Origin of the sequence: Pseudomonas sp. NMS19W, assembly GCF_051554255.1 — a bacterium.
GTDB classification, from domain to species: Bacteria; Pseudomonadota; Gammaproteobacteria; order Pseudomonadales; family Pseudomonadaceae; genus Aquipseudomonas; species Aquipseudomonas kribbensis.
Genome location: NZ_CP136718.1, coordinates 4,739,055 through 4,759,160, shown reverse-complemented (window position 1 = coordinate 4,759,160; position 20,106 = coordinate 4,739,055). Strand labels below are relative to the sequence as shown.

Sequence of the window (20,106 nt, the reverse complement as noted above, 5' to 3'; positions counted from 1 at the left end):
CATCTCATCGAGTGTTCAGTTGCCCTGGGCTTCCGAGGACCGTTTGAACTCTTCGATTTCCAAGTCGATCAACCGGCGAGCCAGTCGAATGATGCGGAACAGTTTGACCAGCGCGCCGTCGCTCAAACGGCCGTCGTCTCCTGGAGACTTTTCAGTACTCAAGGGCTGGCCCAGCAGCAGTTGGCCTAAGCCGGCTGCAAATTCAAACTCAGCTAATGCGCTGGCAGGATCTGGTTGCTCGTTCAGCATATTCAGAGCGATAGCCATGGCCCCGCTCAATGACTGAAGCAGCGTCAGGGTATGTTGAGCTGTTGCAGTGATTTCGACATCGGTGTCGGGCTGTTTGTATTTGAAACCGATCCCGCCGTCGATTGCCTGGATATCGCCTGGGCCGTCGACGGACTCGAGAATCTCAACTGCCAGCTGGGCTACCTGGTTGCGCAATTCTGCAGCTTGGTCAATCTGCCGCTCGATGTACCAAAGGTCTGTGATGGGGTGCAGTCCCCCGGCCTGTACGGGAATGGCGACCAGACAGTTCGCGTTGAAATCGGGTAGGGTTTCCCCACTGAGAGCGGCAACCTTCGCTTTGGTCTCGATCACCCGCTGGCTGAGGTTCGCTGGGGACGCAATGTGCCCTGCAACTCGCTCCTGCTGCTCCTCTAGTGTGAGCAAGGCTGCCGGCGCTGGGGCTGCTGGCTGGGGTGGTGTATGCGGAGACCGCTGCGAGCGAACAGTACCTTCAGATGGTTGTTGCGATGGAGGAAGGGTAGAGCCTGCCCCAGTACCTGGCGCAGGCGCGGGTGGAGTAGCGGTCGAACTCGTGATCGGCAATTCAACCACCGGTGTCGAGCGACGAAGCTTGTCCTGCTGTTGAGTGATTTCCAGCAGGATGTCCTCATAGCCCAACAGCAGCGATTTTTTCATTGTGCCGATGAGCTCGTCCTGGAAACGCTGGAACAGGAACTCTTCTGCCTCGCCTTCGAACTGGGCAAGGACGTCCTGGAACAACATCTCGAAGTCGACGCCTTCATTGCTGTAGTGCTTTTCCCAGCAGGCCAGTGCTGACTTCCTTAACGACAGTATTTTCTCGATCTGTGGCTTGCCGAGACCGTTGTAGAGAAGAGCAGGTACGGCAGGGAGCAGGTGCTGAACCGTGTCCAGCATCCTGCTGATATGAGAAGGAGAGATTGGATATCCGTCCTTCGTTAGACGGCGAGAGAGTTCTCGAATCCCAATCACCTCCCCACTCTCGGATTCATACAGCGTTTTTGCGTTCCCCACACCCACGGCGCGCTCGATGAACTTGAGTTCACCCTTGAGATCCTCAGCCAAGTGGCCGGTGAGCATGATGATCTCGCCGCGGGCTTGGTCCCAAGGGCGGAACAGCACGTGGAGGCGCTGGTACCGCGGGTCGTTGGTCTCTTGGAACAGCTCCTTCAAGATCGAGATGCGAGTATTGCCACCGTTGCGAATACGGTACTTCCCTTCCCCTGGCCGGCGAGTTACAGGCGGGGGGTGTCGAGGCCGCGGTTGCGTATCGACTCTTTGATTTCATCGTACCGAGGGTTACGGGTGGTACGAGGGTTGTCCTCCCAAGGGAGGACCTCGTCGATGCTCAGCAGGAGTGGGGTATCAGCGATAGGGTCGCTCATGGCGGCGGTGGAGCCTGTAGGGCTGAAGCCTGGAGCCAGGAGCTTGGCTTTGAGGTCTGTAGCGGCCATATCAAGCTCCTACCGCAGCAACGTGGGACAGATCCAGTGGAGTTTGATTGCGGACCAGGTGCAACACCTCCTGGATGTCGTCCTGTGTAGGAACGGCGTTTTGCAGCAGGCGATCGATGATCCTGTAAGCGCGAGCCAGCTCTGACTTGAGATTGTCGTCTGCTGAACCGGCCTGGACCTGAGCAGTATTGTGTTGGTCATTGAGCAGCGATTGCTCAAGGCGCTCAATGATCTCGCTGTTCATAGAGCGATGGTTGTCGCGGGCGACTTGAGCGACACGTTCACGCATGCCATCAGGCAGGCGAACCACAAATTTGTCAGCGGTGCGGGAATTGGTTGCGTTCATGGTGTTCTCCTTACTGGCGGCGCTTGAGTTGGTCGGTGAGCTGAGTGGGCAGGTTCTTGATCGTCAGCGAGCCGGTGTCGGCGTCGTAGGTGACGTTGGAACCGAGCAGGTGCGCCTCAAAGCTGATCGACAAACCTTCGGCGCGGCCGGTGAAACGGCGGAACTGGTTGAGCGTGCGCTTATCGGCCGGGATCTCCGGGGATAGGCCGTAGTCGCTATTGCGGATGTGGTCGTAAAACGCCTGAGGGCGGTCTTCATCGAGAGTCTGGGACAGCTCTTGAAGAGAGAGGGGCTGCCCCAGCTTCGTTTGGGTGGTGGCATAGTCGAGCAGCGCGTGGGTTTTCTCCCTGGCGCTTTCTTCTGGGAGATCTTCTTTCTCGACGTATTCGGTGAATGCCTTGAGAAGCGTGCGGGTTTCACCTGGCCCGTCGACACCTTCTTGGCACCCGATGAAGTCGCGGAAGTAGTCCGAACTCTTCCTGCCGTTTTTGCCTGTAACGAAGGAAATGTACTGCTTCGAGTTTGGGTTGTTGCGCCACTCGCTCAGGTTGATCCGGGCCGCGCAGGAGAAGTTGCTGGTGTCCAGGTAGCGAGAGGCGACAACATTAAGATCACCGTCGAGGCCGACGGTTTCGACCTGCTGGAGGACGGCGATCATCAGGTATTCAGTCAAGCCTTGTTGGTAATGACTGAAGAGCACGTGGCCACCGGTGGATAGGTTGACCTCTTCAATTAGTTTCTGCAGATGTTCGACAGACACACGGCTGAAGCTGGTGAAGTCTTGCTGTTCCTCCAGGTACTGTTTCAGCCAACCGCTGAACGGGTACGCACCCGACTCCCCATGGAAGAAGCCCCATGCTTTGCCTTGCTTGGCGTTGTAGCTGTCGTTCAGGTCGGCCTGGAGGTTCTCGATGGCATCCGTAGCCGGGAGCTCTGTGTCACGAGCGTGAAGGACGGACGGGTTGCCGTCGGGCCGCTTATCGAGCTGGTGAACGATTGCATGTCGGATTGGCATTATTGAATTCCCCGGGAGGTGTTATTTTGGGCCTCGGCACGGCGGAGCAGCGCCCGAGTATTACGCTCGGTACGGCGGTCGCTGGGCGTGCAGGACGTGAAGATCGGTGTAAAGCCGGACTTGCTGAATTTCAGATGCCCGCTGTTGGAGCGGGTGAGAGTCCAGCCTTCGGAGAGGGCGAATTCGGCAAGCCGGCGAACACTGTCGTGCGCGCCGCGAAGGAGGTTACGCATTGGATCCGGCCTCCTTCTGGCAAAGCGCATCCCCGGCTTGGATGGCTACGATTTCCGGAGTGCAGCCGGGGTATTGGGTGGCCAGGTCGGTGAGAAACTCACGCGCAGTTTCGCGCGATCCAGGAATGCGGAAGACCACGGTGCAATGATGAGCCTCATCATCGGAGCTGGTCAGATTGGGGGTTACTGCCACCTTCAGACCGCAGCTCAGGAGATGTCTAGGTACCCATACGGACCAGAAATAGTTTGTCAGCAGGGCTGGTTGGCCAAGAAGGGTCGCTGCCAGCGTTCCAGCATCATTGCATTCCAGCTCGATGTACTGCAGTCGGGCAAGCTCTTGCACAGCCTCATTCAGCTCAACTGGCACGGTGGTTTCACCAAACTGGGTGAGCCGTGAGATGACCTGGCCGAGTGCATCCAGCCAAACCGCGTTTACGCCAGAATGGTGCGCAAAGGCTAAGGCCGATTGGTCGGTGTTCGCGATCGCGGGGATCTTTGGATAGCTCTGCTCAGCTTGCATTTGGCAGCTCCGAGAGAGGGACGGGGTCATAGCTGCCGCACACCGGGCATACCAGAACCTCTGCCTCACCTTCAGGGGTGTGCTCGGCAGGATGCACCTGCCGTATTTGGTGCAGCGCGAAGTGCCGGCCACAGTTTAGGCAGCCGTGGGTAATCAGATGGGGTTCTATGACCGTCATGCGGCGGCTCCTTGCCAATGATCAGCAGTGAGGTTTGCGAAGCGAGTTTGGTTGGCGATGAAGGCTGCGCGGACATAGCCGACGGGGCCGTTGCGGTGTTTACCAATGATCAGTTCGGCAACGCCTTTGAGTTCGGTGTCCTCGTTGTACACCTCGTCTCGATAGACAAAAACGATGAGGTCCGCGTCTTGCTCGATAGCCCCGCTATCCCGTAGATCAGCATTCACAGGGCGCTTATTGGGTCGGCGCTCGAGGTCCCGATTGAGCTGCGAGAGGGCCATGAAGGGGCAGTTGAACTCCTTCGCGATCCCCTTGAGTGACCGGGAGATTTCGCTGATTTCGTTGACCCTGTTTTCCTGGCCGGGGCTCCGCATGAGCTGCAGGTAATCCGCCATGATCAAGCAAGGCTTCCCGAAGCGCCGGCTGGCACGTCTAACCTTGGCCCGCATAGCGGCAGGGGTCAGGTTCGCGCTGTCATCGATGACCAGTCGGTTGCCATAGGCGTTCATGCGATGGACGGCGGCGGATAGCTTGGGCCAATCTTCATCCTGCAACTGACCGGATAGCAGCCGGCTCAGATCGATGTGGCCCAGAATGGCCAGCATTCGATAGATCAGCGCCTCGGTAGGCATCTCCATGCTGAAAACCAGCACAATCTCGTCAGGCGAATTTGTCAGCGCGGCATCGACAATGCTCAAGCAGAACGAGGTTTTGCCCATGGATGGGCGCGCGCCTACGATAATGAGATCGGCTGGCTGCAAACCACGGGTCATCTCGTCAAGATCGGTGATCCCGGTCGGCACACCGGTAACGGTTACATGGCCATTGAAATTGGCGTCGATTTTGTCGACGACAGAGAGCAGTGCCTCGTTCATGTCGGCGAATTCGCTAACTACACGACCTTCACCCAGCTTAAACAGCTTCTGCTCTAGCGTGTCCTGGACCTCAGCCGCGTCAGCGGTGAGTTCAGCAGCGTCCCGAGTCCCCTGAAAACACAGAGACATGATGCGACGGAGATGGGCGCGGTTGCGCACGATCTCAGCATACGACCTAATATTCGCTACAGATGGAGTGTTCTTGGCCAGCTCTGCCAGGTAGGAGAGGCCTCCAACCTCCTCAGGGATGGCCATCGCCTCAAAAATCGTCACTATATCGAATGGGCTGTTTTTCTCTGACAGCTCTTGGATGGCAGTGAAGATCAGCCTGTGTTGGGATAGAAAAAAGTCGTCCGCCTGCAGTAGATCACCGACCAGATCCCAGGCTTCGTTGTCCAGCATCAGCCCGCCCAGGACGCCTTGTTCTGCCTCGACGGAATGAGGGGGGAAAGGATCAGATCGGTCACCTGACACCTCCGTGGGCAATTCCTGGCTGTTCACTGCGGCTTACTCCCCGGTGGAGCTGAGCATGCTGACCCTCCTTAATTCCTGCGTACAGCGAGCTACGATCGTGGCCCTTGGCTTCGCTTGGCGTGATGTCGAAGCGCTTCAACTCAGGGTGATGTAAGGTCAAGTAGGCAGTGATATCAGCCTGGATATCTGGGGCTAGGTCACCTGCGAATTCTCGAACTTTGTAGGCCACTGCCCCAATCCAACCCTCGGCAAAGAGTTGGCCGCGACGTCGTTTGGTCTTCAACTGGCAGCGTTTCTGCTGCGAGACATGCTCGCGACGTGCTTTCTGCAGTTGCAGGACGAGGCTGCTGTAGGCATAGGCAGCCAGATCCGGTCCGATACCCTTGCCCAGGAACTTGAAGCAGTACCCTTGCAATGGGTGGTAGTAGGAGAGGTGGCTGCAGTCGAAAGCGGCTGCGCACGTCGCGGCCAGGGAGTGCAGCCAATCCGCCGGGGAGCGGCGAGTGCCAGTAGGGACGCTTGCTTCTAGAACCTGACTGGCTCGAAGTTCGTCGGACTCGATGTTGTACTTGGCCATGAGCGAGCGGGCCTGGCGGAGTGCGGTTGCGGCCTCGTTCGTGTTTGCCCCTGGGCTATTGGCCAAGGACATCAGCTTGGTGACCTTGTCGAGGATCTTCTGCTTGTCCATCAAGATCCCTCCCCGGCGTGACGAGGCCGGCTGCGCATCGCGGATGCGATTAAGGTCAGGGTATTCAGCCCGCCGAAGACACGGAGCGCACAGGCTGGGTAGACCGCTCCTTGCAACGCCAGCTCGCCATGGGGGGCTTTGAGGATCGAGCCCAAGCCATAGGCAGTGGCCAGTGCCACAGAGCAGTTCATGAGATACAGGCAAAACGAGCCTGCGAACTGGGAGATGGAGGCCGAAGTCATCGAGCGCCTCCAGACTGCTGTTTGAGGGGATCGGCACCAATAAACATTTCGGCCGCCTGGCCCTCCTGCTTATCCGCTGCAGGTACCAGGGCCTCTTGCCAAAGGCGCAGTGTTTCGCGCTCGTTTGCTGTCAGGACTGCCAGGGCAACAGCTTCTGCCACCTTCTCCTGCAGGAGACGCAGGCGTTCATCAACTGATGAACCATCGTCATAAGCAAGGTGGCTGGTAAGGTCGCTGATCATGGAGTAGCGGAGTGATCTGACATTCCCTGCTCGGTGCTGCTCCACTGAATGCCCATAGAGCCGGGCAGGTGTCTTCAGCTCGTTTCTGATGTAAACGTTGAATTCAGAAGGGTTGTAGGAGGTGTAGAACTGCCGCGCACGATTCAGAATGAGTGCAGCTTTGATCGTCTCCAGCAGTTCTTCAGAGGTTTCGGTGGGTAATGGGAATGTTCGGGCAACCAACTGCTTCGACAGGGCTTCACGCGCATCTTGCCGGCGTTTCGTTTCTTTCTCGGAACGAACGCGCTTTTCCTTCGCATGGGTCACGTTGTGACCGATCGAATCAATGAGTTGTGCGGCACTACGCAGTAGCTCGCGCTGTTCACTGCTCAGAAGGTCACTGAGCGAACCGAGCAAGCCGGCACCCATCTTCCAACCGTTGGCCAGCTTGTGCAGGTCCCCAGACGTGGACGTCAGCTTTTTCTGGATACCCCGTAATTCATTGGAACTGTAGAGTTTCCCAATCCTGAGAACCTCATCAGCGGTGATCCCGGCAGCCTCGATAATCGTGTGCTTACTCATCGCGGCGGGCCCCCTAGCGATCTCGGCGACACGTTCTTCCGTCATTGCCTCGAAGCGGTCCTTCCACTCCGGGAACGCTTCTATAGCCAGGTTGCGGATGACGGTCAGTGCCGACGGAGACTTCCGATTTGACGGTTGGCGGTATTCCAATCGGTGTGCCGGAACTCCTTGGCTGGCCGCATTTTTGAAGACTACAGCGTCGGGAATGATTGATTGGAGGACGGTGTAGTCTGTATTTCCATCGAAAATTTCACGAACGGTTCTATGAATCTCGCGCGCGTCGGCTGTTTCATCCAGGCCGTTGATGATGATGTTGATGTGGGGAATGGTGAGACCGAGGCGTGCATAACTGCGAAGTCCATCCATCATGTGGATGGTTCCACGGCTGAATTCGCGCGCTGCCAACATTTCCGGAGGGAGAGGGGAGAGTATGACATCGCTGGCGAGTACAACCATCTCAAGCATGGCTGAGCGGGCGCCCTGGGTGTCGAAGAGGATCAGGTCGTAATCAGCTTCGAATGCCGACATCAGGTTCGCTAACCGCAGTCGCCCGTCAGGGGCTTGCAGTATGAGGTTGTTCAGTTGGTTGTTGGCGTCGTTCGAAATGATGACGTCGAGGTTCTTGATTGATGTCCGAGAGATGATTTTTGACCGATCAGTCTCATTGAAGGAAAGCAGCTCAAAAATGCCCCCGGGTGCAGTGTATTCAAGGGGGAAGTAGGAGGATGCGGAGGGCTGGACAGGATCCAGATCGATGAGGAGGGTGCGCAGGCCTGCGTCTGCTGTGAATGCCCCCAGATTAGTGGACCCAGTGGACTTCCCAGTACCACCTTTGGTGGAAACTTTACCTACTCGTTTTGCTTTTTTCGGGTGTGTCATTGCCATGCCTCTAATGTGGATTTCATTAGAGGCTGCGTGCCTAGGCGCTGGAATGGTGCTTAAAACCCCTCCTAGATGAAATTTCGGCCTAGGTCCCAATTGTCTTTTAACCAATTGGTCGTAGGTTCGAATCCCACACGACCCACCATATTTGGCGGTTTAGAAAATCCGGAAGGCCCACGAAAGTGAGGATTTCCGGGTTTTTTTTTGCCTGCGATTTGGCATCCCTCCATTTGGCGCCAGTTGCGCTGACACAGGTCAGAATCATCTTTTGCATCACGGGGATATTCTGTAGCCTTGCGCAGCTTCAACGCTGTCCGTGCCTGATAAAACTCACTCTCCCGGCGGTACCCTCAAGCGGTCCGGAGCCGGGTGTATACTCGACTTTCGCGCGAATGCGCCTGCAGGTCTTGCGAACATGACGCAGATTTCCGAACGCCTTCTGGTACAAGCCCACCTCGACGCCAAGCAGCCCAAGCCGCTGACGGCTGAGGAAGAGGCTTATTACCGTTCCGCCATCGCCGCCGAGCTCAAGGCTCAGGACGCGGTGCTTGTTGCTCACTTTTATTGCGATCCGATCATTCAGGCCCTCGCCGAAGAAACCGGTGGTTGCGTTTCCGACTCGCTGGAAATGGCCCGCTTCGGCAACGCTCACCCGGCCAAGACCGTGGTGGTCGCCGGTGTGAAGTTCATGGGTGAAACCGCGAAGATTCTCAACCCGGAAAAGCGCGTGTTGATGCCGACCCTCGACGCGACCTGCTCGCTGGACCTGGGTTGCCCGGTGGATGAGTTCTCGGCGTTCTGCGATCAGCATCCCGAGCGCACCGTGGTGGTGTACGCCAATACCTCGGCCGCGGTCAAAGCCCGGGCCGACTGGGTGGTGACATCGAGTTGTGCACTGGAGATCGTCGAAAGCCTGATGGATAACGGCGAGACCATCATCTGGGGCCCGGACAAGCACCTGGGCACCTACATCCAGCGCCAGACGGGCGCCGACATGCTGTTGTGGGACGGTGCCTGCATCGTTCACGAAGAGTTCAAGTCCAAGCAACTGGAAGACATGAAGGCGCTGTACCCGGACGCCGCCATTCTGGTACACCCGGAGTCGCCGACGTCGGTGATCGAGCTGGCAGACGCCGTCGGTTCCACCAGCCAGTTGATCGCTGCCGCGCAATCGCTGCCGAACAAGACCCTGATCGTGGCCACTGACCGTGGCATCTTCTACAAGATGCAGCAGCTGTGCCCGGACAAGGTCTTCATCGAGGCGCCAACGGCCGGTAACGGCGCGGCGTGCCGCAGTTGTGCGCATTGCCCGTGGATGGCCATGAACACCCTTGAGCGCACGCTGAAGTGCCTGAAGGAGGGATCGAACGAGATCTCCGTCGACCCGGCGCTGATTCCCCAGGCGATCCGCCCGCTCAAGCGCATGCTTGACTTCACTCAGGCTGCGCGGATGAAACTGGCAGGCAACGCCTGACCTTGAGCCGCATACGAAAACGCCCCGATCTGGTCGGGGCGTTTTTGCATCTGCAGGATTATTTGGCTTTTTTCGGAATTCGCACCAGTTGCGTATCCGAATAGATGTCGTGCCAGGCGCGCTTCTGTTTATCGAACAGGGACCAGAAGAATCCCACGCCCAGACACAGCCAGGACGCAATCGACACCATGAACCGCAGCAGTGCCTGCCACAGGCTGATCGCGGTGCCATCGGCATTCTGTACGCGGATGCCCCAGACCTGCATGCCCAGGGTCTGGCCGGCGTGAGTCCAGAATTTGGCGAAGAAGCCGAACAGCACCAGCAGCAGCACGGTGGAATACAGCGGGTCGCCGTCCAGTTTGCCGGCGTCGGTCATTGCGCGCAGACGTTCTTCGCCGATGATTGCAGCCTGGATCAGCTTATAGATGAAGCCCGTTACGATCAGCAGAGCGGTGCACAGCAGGAAGTCATAGAACATCGCTGCCAGACGACGGCCGAGACCGACGGCAGGAAAGTCGCCCTGGGGAAGGAGCAGGTGTTTCGACATGGCAGCCTCTGGACGGAAAGTGAAGCGCCATTTTACGGATTCGCGCGCACAAAAAAGCCCCTGATATCAATATCAGAGGCTTTTTCGTTACAGAAGATCAGGCTTCTGCGATGACTTCATCAGCTTGCATGCCTTTCTGGCCCTGCACTGCAACGAAGGTCACTTTCTGGCCTTCCTTCAAGCTCTTGAAGCCGCTGCCCTGAATGGCGCGGAAATGCACGAACAGATCCGGACCGCTTTCTGGAGTGATAAAACCAAAACCTTTCTCGTCGTTAAACCACTTGACGGTACCGCTCTGACGTGTGGACATTTCTTATTTCCTTTGACGCAAAAATTGATGACAGTCTCTTCCTCATGAAAGAGTACTGGGGCTGGTTGCAGGAGAGTAAGAAGACGTCGAACGGGATGTAGCTAACTTGTAGGCTACTGCCCAGGTCACGATTCCAAGCTGACCCATGCAAACACAGTGGACAAACTCTACGCCAACTACAGGAGGAAAAACAAGCCCCGTGAAGGCCCCGGTTTTCCTGTGCTTGCCGGCTGTTAGTCAGTCCACTAGTCGGGCTTATACGATTAGCTTGTTCAATTGTTTTCGAACGTTATAAGCCAAGTTCATATTCGAATCGAATGTAAGGGAAGTGCACTGTTTTATGGCGATTGCGTTACACATTAGTGCACGCATAACGCAATCGCGTTACTTATAGAAACAGTCAATCAACCACGATAGTAGCGTTGTGGAACGAATGGCATTTTGCTTACAAGCATTTGCACCTTTTTCCCACGAACGATGGCCCAGACTGGTGTGTCCAGTGCGACATAAGCGCTGTCGAGGTAACCCATCGCCAATGGCCCGCCCAGGGTCGGGCCGAAACCGCCGCTGCACACGCTACCGATGACTTCGCCGGCTTCGTTGACGATCTCTGCACCTTCACGGACCGGCGTGCGCTCCTGCGGCAGCAGGCCGACGCGTTTGCGTACGACACCGTTCTGCTGCTGGCCAAAAACCTGTTCCGCACCCGGGAAACCGCCGGCCCGTGCGCCATCGGCACGGCGTGGCTTGGAGATTGCCCACAACAGGCTGGCTTCGATTGGCGTGGTGTCGGTGTTCATGTCGTGGCCGTACAGGCACAGGCCGGCTTCCAGGCGCAGCGAATCCCGGGCACCGAGGCCGATGGCGGCGACTTCCGGTTCGGCCAGCAGGGCGCGGGCGAGTTTTTCCGCATCGGCTGCCGGTACGGAGATTTCGAAACCGTCTTCACCGGTGTAGCCCGAACGGCTGACGAAGCAATCCACACCCAGCAGCGTCACGCGGGCGAACTGCATGAAGGTCATCTTCGCCACTTCCGGCGCCAGACGTGCCAGTACGGTTACGGCCGCCGGACCTTGCAGGGCGAGCAGGGCGCGGGCTTCGAACAGCTCGGTAATGGTGCACTGATCGCCAATGTGTTTTTGCAGATGCGCCAGGTCCTGATCCTTGCACGCGGCGTTGACCACCAGGAACAGTTCGTCGTTGCCCAGATTGGCGACCATCAGGTCGTCGAGGATGCCACCGGTTTCGTTGGTGAACATCGCGTAGCGCTGCATGCCCACCGGCAGGTCGATGATGTCCACCGGTACCAGGGTTTCCAGGGCTTTGGCGGCATCGGCGCCGGTCAGGCGGATCTGACCCATGTGCGAGACATCGAACAGCCCGGCCTGCTCACGGGTGTGCTGGTGTTCCTTCATCACGCCCAGCGGGTATTGCACCGGCATGTCGTAGCCGGCGAACGGCACCATGCGGGCGCCGAGTTCGATGTGCAGAGCGTGCAGCGGGGTTTTCGACAGTTGTTCGGTGGACATGCGTGACTCCTTGATTCACACCAACCCTCTCCCGGCGGAAGAGGGGGCTAATTAACACTCGATAATGTTGACCGCCAGACCGCCACGGGCGGTCTCCTTGTATTTGCTTTTCATGTCGGCGCCGGTCTGGCGCATGGTGCGGATGACCTTGTCGAGGGAGACGAAGTGCTGCCCGTCGCCGCGCATGGCCATGCGCACGGCGTTGATCGCCTTGACCGAGCCCATGGCGTTGCGTTCGATACACGGCACCTGCACCAGCCCGCCAATCGGGTCGCAGGTCAGGCCGAGGTTGTGTTCCATGCCGATTTCGGCGGCGTTTTCCACTTGCTGCACGCTGCCGCCGAGGACTTCGCACAACGCACCGGCCGCCATCGAACAGGCCACGCCGACCTCGCCCTGACAGCCGACTTCGGCGCCGGAGATCGAGGCGTTTTCCTTGTACAGAATGCCGATGGCCGCCGCGGTCAGCAGGAAGCGCACCACGCCGTCATCGTTCGCGCCGGGAATGAAGCGCATGTAGTAATGCAGCACCGCAGGGATGATCCCCGCCGCACCGTTGGTCGGTGCTGTCACTACACGCCCGCCATTGGCGTTTTCTTCGTTGACGGCGAGGGCGTAGAGGTTGACCCAGTCCAGCACCGACAACGGATCGCGCAGCGACGATTCCGGGTTCTTGCACAGTTGCCGGTGCAACGCCGCCGCCCGCCGTTTGACCTTCAGGCCACCCGGCAGAATGCCTTCGTTGCGACAGCCGGCGGCCACGCAGTCCTGCATCACTTGCCAGATTTTCAGCAGGCCGGCGCGGGTTTCCGCTTCCGGGCGCCAGGCACTTTCGTTGGTCAGCATCACCTGACTGATCGACAGACCATAGGTGGCGCAGTGACCAAGCAAGTCCTTGGCACTTTTGAACGGGAAGGTCAGCGGTGTGGCGTCTTCGACGATGCGGTCGGCACCGGCCGCATCTTCGTCGACCACAAAACCGCCGCCGACCGAGTAGTACTCGCGGCTGCGGATCTGCAATCCCGCCGCATCGAAGGCACGGAAGATCATGCCATTGGGGTGATAGGCCAACGGCTTGCGGATCATTGCCAGATGTTCTTTCTCGTTGAACGCGATGCTGTGTTCACCGAGCAGGTTCAAACGCCCGCTGCCACGAATCTGCGTGAGACGTGCGGCGACGGTTTCGGTATCCACGGTGTCCGGGTGTTCACCTTCCAGGCCCAGCAGCACAGCCTTGTCGCTGCCGTGACCCTTGCCGGTGGCGCCGAGGGATCCATACAACTCGACCCTGACGCTGGTGGTGGCCGACAACAGGTTTTCCCGGCGCAGGCCTTCGACGAAGCGCGCAGCTGCGCGCATCGGGCCGACGGTGTGGGAGCTGGAGGGGCCGATGCCAATCTTGAACAGGTCGAACACGCTTAACGACATGGGAGGCTCCTGCGGAGCAGTTGTAAGCGGCAAGCTTCAAGCTGCAAGCAAGAGCGGTTGGCTTTTGACTTGTTGCTTGAGGCTTGCAGCTTGAGGCTTGAAGCTTATAGCTGCTTCTTTTTAAGCGTAGCTTTCGATCGACGGGCAGGCGCAGACCAGGTTGCGGTCGCCGAACACGTTGTCGACGCGACCGACCGGCGGCCAGTACTTGCCTTCGATCAACGACGCCACCGGGTACACCGCCTGTTCGCGGCTGTACGGGTGAGTCCACTCGCCAACCAGCTCTGCCGCGGTGTGCGGAGCGTTCTTCAGCGGGTTGTCGTCCTTGTCCAGGGTGCCGTTTTCCACTGCGCGGATTTCTTCGCGGATGCGGATCATGGCGTCGCAGAAGCGGTCCAGTTCTTCTTTGGATTCACTTTCGGTCGGTTCGATCATCAGCGTGCCGGCCACCGGGAACGACATGGTCGGGGCGTGGAAACCGAAGTCGATCAGACGCTTGGCCACGTCATCGACGCTGATGCCGCTGCTGTCTTTCAGCGGACGCAGATCCAGAATGCACTCGTGCGCCACCAGACCATTGCTGCCGGTGTACAGCACCGGGTAGTGCTCTTCCAGGCGACGGGAAATGTAGTTGGCATTGAGGATCGCCAGTTGCGAAGCGCGCTTCAGACCCGCGCCACCCATCATGCGAATGTACATCCAGGTGATCGGCAGAATGCTTGCGCTGCCGAACGGTGCTGCGCAGACCGCGCCTTCCTTGCGCTCCATGTGGCCGTGGCCCGGCAGGAACGGAGTCAGGTGCGATTTCACGCCGATCGGGCCGACGCCCGGGCCGCCACCGCCGTGGGGGATGCAGAAAGTCTTGTGCAGGTTCAGGTGCGAGACGTCGCCACCGAACTTGCCCGGTGCGCAGAGGCCGACCATCGCGTTCATGTTGGCGCCGTCGATGTACACCTGGCCGCCGTTGTCATGAATGATGCCGCAGATTTCGCGGATGCCTTCTTCGAACACGCCGTGGGTCGACGGGTAGGTGATCATCAGCGCGGCGAGGTGTTCGCGGTGCTCGATGGCCTTGGCGCGCAGGTCTTCGATGTCGACGTTGCCACGGGCGTCGCACGCGGTCACGACCACGCGCATGCCGGCCATGTTGGCGGTGGCCGGGTTGGTGCCGTGGGCGGACGACGGGATCAGGCAGATGTCGCGACGGTCTTCGCCACGGCTCTGGTGGTAGGCACGGATCGCCAGCAGGCCTGCGTATTCACCCTGGGAACCGGCGTTCGGTTGCAACGAGATCGCGTCATAACCGGTGGCGGCGCAGAGCATCGCTTCCAGTTCATCGGTCAGTTGCTGGTAGCCGGCGCTTTGCTCGGCCGGGGCGAACGGGTGCAGGGCGCCGAATTCGGCCCAGGTCACCGGGATCATTTCGCTGGCGGCGTTGAGCTTCATGGTGCACGAGCCCAGCGGGATCATGGTGCGATCCAGTGCCAGGTCCTTGTCCGCCAGTTTGCGCAGGTAGCGCATCAGCTCGGTTTCCGAGTGATAACGGTTGAACACCGGGTGGCTGAGGATCGGCGACTGACGCACCAGTGTGGCTGGAATGGTGCTTTGCGCGGCAGCGGCCAGAGCCGCGAAATCCGGCAGAGTCTTGCCGTCGGCGAACAGGCTCCACAGGGTTTCGATATCGACCTGGGTGGTGGTTTCGTCGACCGACAGGCCCAGACGCTGGGTGTCGATCACCCGCAGGTTGATCTGTTGGGCGCGGGCCTTGTCATGCAGCGCGGCGGTTTGCGCGCCGGTGGACAGGGTCAGGGTATCGAAGAAGCTGGTTTGCTCGACGGTCACGCCCAATGCGCTCAGGCCCTTGGCCAGGATCGCGGTCAGGTGATGCACGCGGTTGGCAATTTGGGTCAGGCCTTTCGGGCCGTGGTACACGGCGTACATGCTGGCGATGTTGGCCAGCAGCACTTGCGCGGTGCAGATGTTCGACGTGGCCTTCTCGCGGCGGATGTGTTGCTCGCGGGTCTGCATCGCCAGGCGCAGGGCCGGCTTGCCGAAGCGGTCAACCGAGACACCGACCAGACGGCCCGGCATGTCGCGCTTGAATGCATCTTTGGTGGAGAAGTAAGCCGCGTGCGGGCCGCCGAAGCCCAGCGGTACGCCGAAGCGCTGGGCGCTGCCGATGGCTACGTCGGCGCCGAATTCGCCCGGCGGAGTCAGCAGGGTCAGGGCCAGCAGGTCAGCGGCCACGGCTACCAGGGCGTTGGCAGCGTGGAAGCGTTCGGTCAGTTCGCGGTAGTCGAACACATCACCGTTGCTCGCCGGGTATTGCAGCAGGGCGCCGAAGAACGGCGTCACGTCAGTCAGTTCACGCTCGTCGCCGACCACCACTTCAATGCCCAGCGGCTCGGCACGGGTGCGCAGCACGTCGAGGGTTTGCGGGTGGCTGTGGATCGAGGCGAAGAACTGGTGGCTGCCCTTGTTCTTGCTCAGGCGTTTGCAGAAGGTCATGGCTTCGGCAGCGGCGGTGGCTTCGTCGAGCAGGGAAGCGTTGGCGATCGGCAGGCCGGTGAGGTCGCTGATCAGGGTCTGGAAGTTCAGCAGCGCTTCGAGACGGCCCTGGGAGATTTCTGGCTGATACGGGGTGTAAGCGGTGTACCAGGCCGGGTTTTCCAGCAGGTTGCGCAGGATCGGCGACGGCGTGTGGCAGTTGTAGTAGCCCTGGCCGATGTAGGTCTTGAACAGCTGGTTCTTGCCGGCGATGCCTTTGATCATTGCCAGGGCATCGGCTTCGCTCAGGCCGTCGTCGAGGCCGAGCACGCTGGTGCCCTTGATGCTTTCCGGGATGACGCTGGCGCTCAGGGCTTCGAGCGAGTCGAAGCCGAGGCTGTTGAGCATGGCCTGCTCGTCACCGGCGCGCGGGCCGATGTGACGGGCGATGAATTCGTTGGCGGTGCCGAGATTTACTTGGGTCATGTCAGGTTCCTCAGGCTTCGGCTTGGGCTTTGATCAGACGGTCGTAGGCGTCCTGATCCAGCAGCTTGGCGACGGCGGAAGCGTCGGCTGGCTTGAAGCGGAAGAACCAGCCTTCGCCCAGCGGATCTTCGTTGACCAGCTCAGGGGCATCTTCCAGCGCCGGGTTGACTGCCAGCACTTCACCGTCCAGCGGCATGTACACGCCGCTGGCGGCTTTGACCGATTCCACGGTGGCGGCTTCGGCGCCCTTCTCGTAAGCCTGCAGTTCAGGCAGTTGCACGAACACCACGTCGCCCAAAGCGTTCTGCGCGAAAGCGGTGATGCCAACGGTGACAGAACCATCGGCTTCGGCGCGCAGCCATTCGTGATCTTCAGTAAAACGCAACTCGCTCATGGAATCTCCTAAGGGCCAGACTCGTCTGGTGGACGCGGTGGATTACTTGGGCGGTAATGCCCTGATTTTATGAACGGTTACTTAGCAAGAACGCGGCCAACGTAAAAATATCGTTATAAATCAATGAGTTGATATTTTACTGATGAGCTTTGAGGGTGGGGTGTGTAGCGAAATCGCTACAGCTCGGGGCGAAGAAAAAAGCTGAAGCGGATCAAAGCCTTGCACGGCGGTGATCGGAGGAGGGTGTAGCGATATCGTTCCGCTGTAGCGCTTTCAGTACAGATGGAGGTCGCTTTTGGTGGGGTCAGGCTTTTCCCGGAATCCCGTACTTGCGCAGCCGATGGGCAATCGCCGTGTGCGAAGTCTGCAGGCGGCCGGCCAGTTGGCGGGTCGAGGGGTAGCTGACGTAGAGTTTTTCCAGCAGCGATTTCTCGAAGGCTTCCACGGCTTCTTCCAGGCTGTCGACGTCGGTGTCGGTCTGGCGTGCCACGGAGGTGCCGGCGATGTCGAGGTCGCCGATGTCTACCAGGCTGCTTTCGCAGATGGCGGCGGCGCGGAAAATCACGTTCTGCAATTGCCGCACGTTGCCCGGCCAGCGGTTGCCGAGCAGCGCCGGGTAAGTACCCGGGGCAAGGCGGCAGACCGGGCGCTGGATCTGCGCGCAGGCCTGCTGCATGAAATAGCGCGCCAGCAACAGAATGTCCTGACCGCGTTCGCGCAACGGCGGCACTTCGACGTTGAGCACGTTGAGGCGGTAGAACAGGTCTTCGCGGAACAGGCCTTCGCTGACCATTTTTTCCAGGTCACGGTGAGTGGCGCTGAGGATCCGCACATCGACTTTGACTTCGCGATCGCCGCCCACCCGACGGAAGCTGCCATCGTTGAGGAACCGCAGCAGTTTGGCCTGCAAGTACGGCGACATCTCGCCGATCTCGTCGAGAAACACCGTGCCCTGGTTGGCCAGCTCCATCAGCCCCGGTTTTCCGCCCCGTTGTGCGCCGGTGAAGGCACCGGGGGCATAGCCGAACAGTTCGCTCTCGGCGAGGTTCTCCGGCAGGGCCGCGCAGTTCAGCGCCAGAAACGGTGCGTTGTGTCGGGCGCTGATGGCGTGACAGGCGCGGGCCACCAGTTCCTTGCCGGTACCGGTTTCACCCTGGATCAGCAGCGGCGCATCGAGGGCCGCCACGCGCTGCGCCCGGGCCTTGAGCGTGCGGATCGGCGGCGACTCGCCGAGCAGTGCATCGAAACCTTCGGCATGGTCGTGGTGCAGCGCCGAGAGCTGTTCGCCGATACGGTTGGGTTGATACAGGGTCAGCAGGGCGCCGGCGTCGGTGATCGGCGTGGCATCCAGCAACAGGGTCTGGCCGTTGACGGTGATCTCCCGCAGCGGCAAGCGGAAGCCCTGTTCAAGCAAGGTTTCGAGCAGGCCCGGATCGTTGAACAGTTCCGAGACGCTTTCTCCCGCTGGTTCGCGACCGTACAAGGCGATCAGCGCCGGGTTGGCCAACAGCACCTTGCCGGCGCTGTCCAGCGCCAGCACCGGGTCGGTCATCGCCGCGAGCAACGCGTCAAGCTGCAAGTGCCGGCGCTGGCCGGGGAGGATGTCGACCACCACCACTGCTTCCACGCCGCGCACCCGGAACAGCGCATCCTTCAACTCTTCGAGCACTTGCGGGCTGAGGGTCGGGGCGTCGATGTAGACGTTCGGCGGAACCATTTCCACCGCATCCAGATTGAGATTGCGTCCACCGAGAATCGCCAGGACTTCCTGGGTGATGCCGACGCGGTCGATGAAACTGACGTGGATACGCATGGGGTGGTTCTGGGTTCTGGAGTGCGGAGGGGGGCAAGTATGCCTTGGGGCGATGGCGGAGGTGAAATCAAAAGCACCCTCACCCCAGCCCTCTCCCGGTGGGAGAGGGGGCCGACCGAGGTGTCTTGCGTGATACATCGACCTGAAGAATCGAGGCGATTATGGATTCGATAAGGCAGGATCAGGTCGGCGTAGCTCTGAAGCATCCCCCGGTCAGCTCCCTCTCCCTCCGGGAGAGGGCTGGGCGGGCGGCGTTCCGATGAGGGGAAGCTTTTGGGGTCACTCGAAATGCTCTGGATTGACCGGATCCCCGGATTTCATATTCAGCTGCGTACGAATGTCTTCAAACATCAGGTCGTAATGCTTGTGCACCGAGCCGATCTGGCTGTGGCTTTTGGGGATGCCGTACTTTTCGGCAATCTGCGTCACGTTGCGCGCGAAGTTGTAGGCCTCTTCCTTGGGCAGAAAGAATGGTTCGTTGACCTCTTTGCCCTGGATGCTTCCAACCAGCCGGAACTGTATCCCTTTGCCTTTTTGCGGATCCTGCGACACCTCGTATTCGAGGCGGATGTTGTAGTTGACGTCATCTTTGGTCAACGCGTGCCGCTCGATGTGCAAATGACCGGGTTCGAACTGGGCCATGGTGTTCTCTCCTTTCAAGGCATGGGAGAAGGGCAGACCTGGAGTCTGCCCCAGCATTTCTTTTTTATCGGTAGGTGATGCCGGGTTTCGAGGTGCTCACCCGCGTACCGGCGGTGCCCTGGACGATGGCTTCGATGTCCGCCAGCGAACCGATTACCGCGACCTTGCCAGTATGGCGTGCAAATTCGCAAGCTGCCTGCACCTTCGGCCCCATGGACCCGGCGGCGAAGCCCAGGCGTTCGAGTTCGTCCGGGTGGGCCTGGGCAATGGCTTTCTCGGTGGGTTTTTTGAAGTCGATGTACGCCGCGTTGACGTCGGTGGCGATCACCAGCAAGTCCGCTTCCAGCTGTTCGGCCAGCAGCGACGAGCACAGGTCCTTGTCGATGACCGCCTCAATGCCTTTGAGGTTGCGCTTCTCGTCGTACATGGTCGGGATACCGCCACCGCCGGCGCAGATCACGATGCTGCCCTTGTCCAGCAGCCACTTGATCGGGCGGATTTCGAAAATGCGCTTGGGTTTCGGGCTGGCCACCACGCGACGGAATTTGTCACCGTCGGCCTTGACCACCCAGCCTTTCTCTTTGGCCAGGCGCTCGGCTTCTTCTTTGGCATAGACCGGGCCGATGAATTTGGTCGGGTCTTTGAAAGCCGGATCCTTGGGATCGACTTCGACCTGGGTGAGCAGGGTGGCGAACGGGACTTCGAAATCCAGCAGGTTGCCCAGTTCCTGTTCGATGATGTAGCCGATCATGCCTTCGGTTTCGGCACCGAGCACGTCCAGAGGGTAGGCTTCATCGGGTTTGTAGGAGAGGCCCTGCAACGACAGCAGGCCGACTTGCGGGCCATTGCCGTGGGCAATGACCAGTTGATTGCCGGGGTGGATCTTGGCGATTTGCTCGGTGGCGATGCGGATGTTGGCGCGCTGGTTGTCAGCGGTCATCGGCTCACCACGGCGGAGCAGGGCGTTACCGCCCAGAGCTACGACGATACGCATAATGCAGTCCTTTCAGAATTCGGTG

Annotated in this window: 16 protein-coding genes and 2 pseudogenes; 1 reads left to right on the top strand and 17 read right to left on the bottom strand. The window is 59.5% G+C overall.

The window, feature by feature from the left end:
• Positions 1–15: 15 nt before the first annotated feature.
• The 8 genes and pseudogenes from R1A29_RS21750 to R1A29_RS21715 all read right to left on the bottom strand — a co-directional run.
• Positions 16–1,721, bottom strand: a pseudogene (locus R1A29_RS21750) (ParB family protein).
• Between the two features lies 1 nt (position 1,722).
• Positions 1,723–2,067 carry an Arc family DNA-binding protein gene (locus R1A29_RS21745; RefSeq protein WP_438299528.1) on the bottom strand — a complete coding sequence of 115 codons (345 nt, stop codon included), beginning with the start codon at positions 2,065–2,067 and terminating at the stop codon, positions 1,723–1,725.
• A gap of 10 nt (positions 2,068–2,077) precedes the next feature.
• Complete coding sequence (gene yejK / locus R1A29_RS21740; protein ID WP_438299527.1) at positions 2,078–3,082, bottom strand: nucleoid-associated protein YejK; 1,005 nt, start codon at positions 3,080–3,082, stop codon at positions 2,078–2,080.
• Positions 3,082–3,315: a hypothetical protein gene (locus R1A29_RS21735; protein WP_438299526.1), complete on the bottom strand. Its 234-nt coding sequence runs from the start codon at positions 3,313–3,315 to the stop codon at positions 3,082–3,084. Before R1A29_RS21735 ends, yejK begins: the two co-directional genes overlap by 1 nt.
• Positions 3,308–3,835, bottom strand: a complete 528-nt coding sequence (locus R1A29_RS21730) for a hypothetical protein (protein ID WP_438299525.1) — start codon at positions 3,833–3,835, stop codon at positions 3,308–3,310. Before R1A29_RS21730 ends, R1A29_RS21735 begins: the two co-directional genes overlap by 8 nt.
• Before the next feature lie 174 nt (positions 3,836–4,009).
• Positions 4,010–5,389, bottom strand: a complete 1,380-nt coding sequence (gene dnaB / locus R1A29_RS21725; RefSeq protein ID WP_438299524.1) for a replicative DNA helicase — start codon at positions 5,387–5,389, stop codon at positions 4,010–4,012.
• Positions 5,352–6,050: a DUF2786 domain-containing protein gene (locus R1A29_RS21720; RefSeq protein ID WP_438299523.1), complete on the bottom strand. Its 699-nt coding sequence runs from the start codon at positions 6,048–6,050 to the stop codon at positions 5,352–5,354. Before R1A29_RS21720 ends, dnaB begins: the two co-directional genes overlap by 38 nt.
• 1,054 nt (positions 6,051–7,104) lie before the next feature.
• A pseudogene (locus tag R1A29_RS21715) lies at positions 7,105–7,974 on the bottom strand (ParA family protein); the annotation flags it as partial.
• A 418-nt stretch (positions 7,975–8,392) separates the two neighbouring features.
• Between R1A29_RS21715 and nadA the strand changes: the two are divergent.
• Entirely contained in the window at positions 8,393–9,451 is a 1,059-nt protein-coding gene (gene nadA, locus R1A29_RS21710) for a quinolinate synthase NadA (RefSeq protein WP_438299522.1), read from the top strand.
• Between the two features lie 58 nt (positions 9,452–9,509).
• On the opposite strand, the gene R1A29_RS21705 is transcribed toward nadA, so the two are convergent.
• The 9 genes from R1A29_RS21705 to arcC all read right to left on the bottom strand — a co-directional run bounded on the left by R1A29_RS21705 (position 9,510) and on the right by arcC (position 20,081).
• Complete coding sequence (locus tag R1A29_RS21705) at positions 9,510–9,998, bottom strand: RDD family protein (RefSeq protein WP_438299521.1); 489 nt, start codon at positions 9,996–9,998, stop codon at positions 9,510–9,512.
• Between the two features lie 97 nt (positions 9,999–10,095).
• Entirely contained in the window at positions 10,096–10,308 is a 213-nt protein-coding gene (locus R1A29_RS21700; RefSeq protein WP_065258514.1) for a cold-shock protein, read from the bottom strand.
• Between the two features lie 404 nt (positions 10,309–10,712).
• Positions 10,713–11,837: a glycine cleavage system aminomethyltransferase GcvT gene (gene gcvT / locus R1A29_RS21695; RefSeq protein ID WP_438299520.1), complete on the bottom strand. Its 1,125-nt coding sequence runs from the start codon at positions 11,835–11,837 to the stop codon at positions 10,713–10,715.
• Positions 11,838–11,888: 51 nt separating this feature from the next.
• Positions 11,889–13,265 (bottom strand): L-serine ammonia-lyase, encoded by a 1,377-nt coding sequence (locus R1A29_RS21690; RefSeq protein ID WP_085730271.1) that lies wholly within the window; start codon positions 13,263–13,265, stop codon positions 11,889–11,891.
• Between the two features lie 120 nt (positions 13,266–13,385).
• Entirely contained in the window at positions 13,386–16,238 is a 2,853-nt protein-coding gene (gene gcvP / locus R1A29_RS21685; protein WP_438299519.1) for an aminomethyl-transferring glycine dehydrogenase, read from the bottom strand.
• A 10-nt stretch (positions 16,239–16,248) separates the two neighbouring features.
• On the bottom strand, positions 16,249–16,632 hold the full coding sequence (gene gcvH, locus R1A29_RS21680; RefSeq protein ID WP_119427862.1) for a glycine cleavage system protein GcvH: 384 nt from the start codon (positions 16,630–16,632) through the stop codon (positions 16,249–16,251).
• 304 nt (positions 16,633–16,936) lie between these two features.
• Positions 16,937–18,445, bottom strand: a complete 1,509-nt coding sequence (locus tag R1A29_RS21675; RefSeq protein WP_114885058.1) for a sigma-54-dependent transcriptional regulator — start codon at positions 18,443–18,445, stop codon at positions 16,937–16,939.
• 279 nt (positions 18,446–18,724) lie between these two features.
• Positions 18,725–19,087 (bottom strand): DUF5064 family protein, encoded by a 363-nt coding sequence (locus R1A29_RS21670; RefSeq protein WP_085709636.1) that lies wholly within the window; start codon positions 19,085–19,087, stop codon positions 18,725–18,727.
• 64 nt (positions 19,088–19,151) lie between these two features.
• A complete protein-coding gene (arcC, locus tag R1A29_RS21665; RefSeq protein WP_438299518.1) occupies positions 19,152–20,081 on the bottom strand; it encodes a carbamate kinase in 930 nt (309 codons plus the stop codon).
• Between the last annotated feature and the right edge of the window lie 25 nt (positions 20,082–20,106).

Coding starts and splice junctions, on each gene's coding strand:
- R1A29_RS21705 (WP_438299521.1), bottom strand. CDS start 9,998: ATGTCGAAACACCTGCTCCTTCCCCAGGGCGACTTTCCTGCCGTCGGT.
- R1A29_RS21745 (WP_438299528.1), bottom strand. CDS start 2,067: ATGAACGCAACCAATTCCCGCACCGCTGACAAATTTGTGGTTCGCCTG.
- R1A29_RS21700 (WP_065258514.1), bottom strand. CDS start 10,308: ATGTCCACACGTCAGAGCGGTACCGTCAAGTGGTTTAACGACGAGAAA.
- R1A29_RS21675 (WP_114885058.1), bottom strand. CDS start 18,445: ATGCGTATCCACGTCAGTTTCATCGACCGCGTCGGCATCACCCAGGAA.
- yejK (WP_438299527.1), bottom strand. CDS start 3,082: ATGCCAATCCGACATGCAATCGTTCACCAGCTCGATAAGCGGCCCGAC.
- gcvP (WP_438299519.1), bottom strand. CDS start 16,238: ATGACCCAAGTAAATCTCGGCACCGCCAACGAATTCATCGCCCGTCAC.
- R1A29_RS21720 (WP_438299523.1), bottom strand. CDS start 6,050: ATGGACAAGCAGAAGATCCTCGACAAGGTCACCAAGCTGATGTCCTTG.
- R1A29_RS21735 (WP_438299526.1), bottom strand. CDS start 3,315: ATGCGTAACCTCCTTCGCGGCGCGCACGACAGTGTTCGCCGGCTTGCC.
- gcvT (WP_438299520.1), bottom strand. CDS start 11,837: ATGTCCACCGAACAACTGTCGAAAACCCCGCTGCACGCTCTGCACATC.
- nadA (WP_438299522.1), top strand. CDS start 8,393: ATGACGCAGATTTCCGAACGCCTTCTGGTACAAGCCCACCTCGACGCC.
- R1A29_RS21670 (WP_085709636.1), bottom strand. CDS start 19,087: ATGGCCCAGTTCGAACCCGGTCATTTGCACATCGAGCGGCACGCGTTG.
- R1A29_RS21690 (WP_085730271.1), bottom strand. CDS start 13,265: ATGTCGTTAAGCGTGTTCGACCTGTTCAAGATTGGCATCGGCCCCTCC.
- R1A29_RS21730 (WP_438299525.1), bottom strand. CDS start 3,835: ATGCAAGCTGAGCAGAGCTATCCAAAGATCCCCGCGATCGCGAACACC.
- gcvH (WP_119427862.1), bottom strand. CDS start 16,632: ATGAGCGAGTTGCGTTTTACTGAAGATCACGAATGGCTGCGCGCCGAA.
- arcC (WP_438299518.1), bottom strand. CDS start 20,081: ATGCGTATCGTCGTAGCTCTGGGCGGTAACGCCCTGCTCCGCCGTGGT.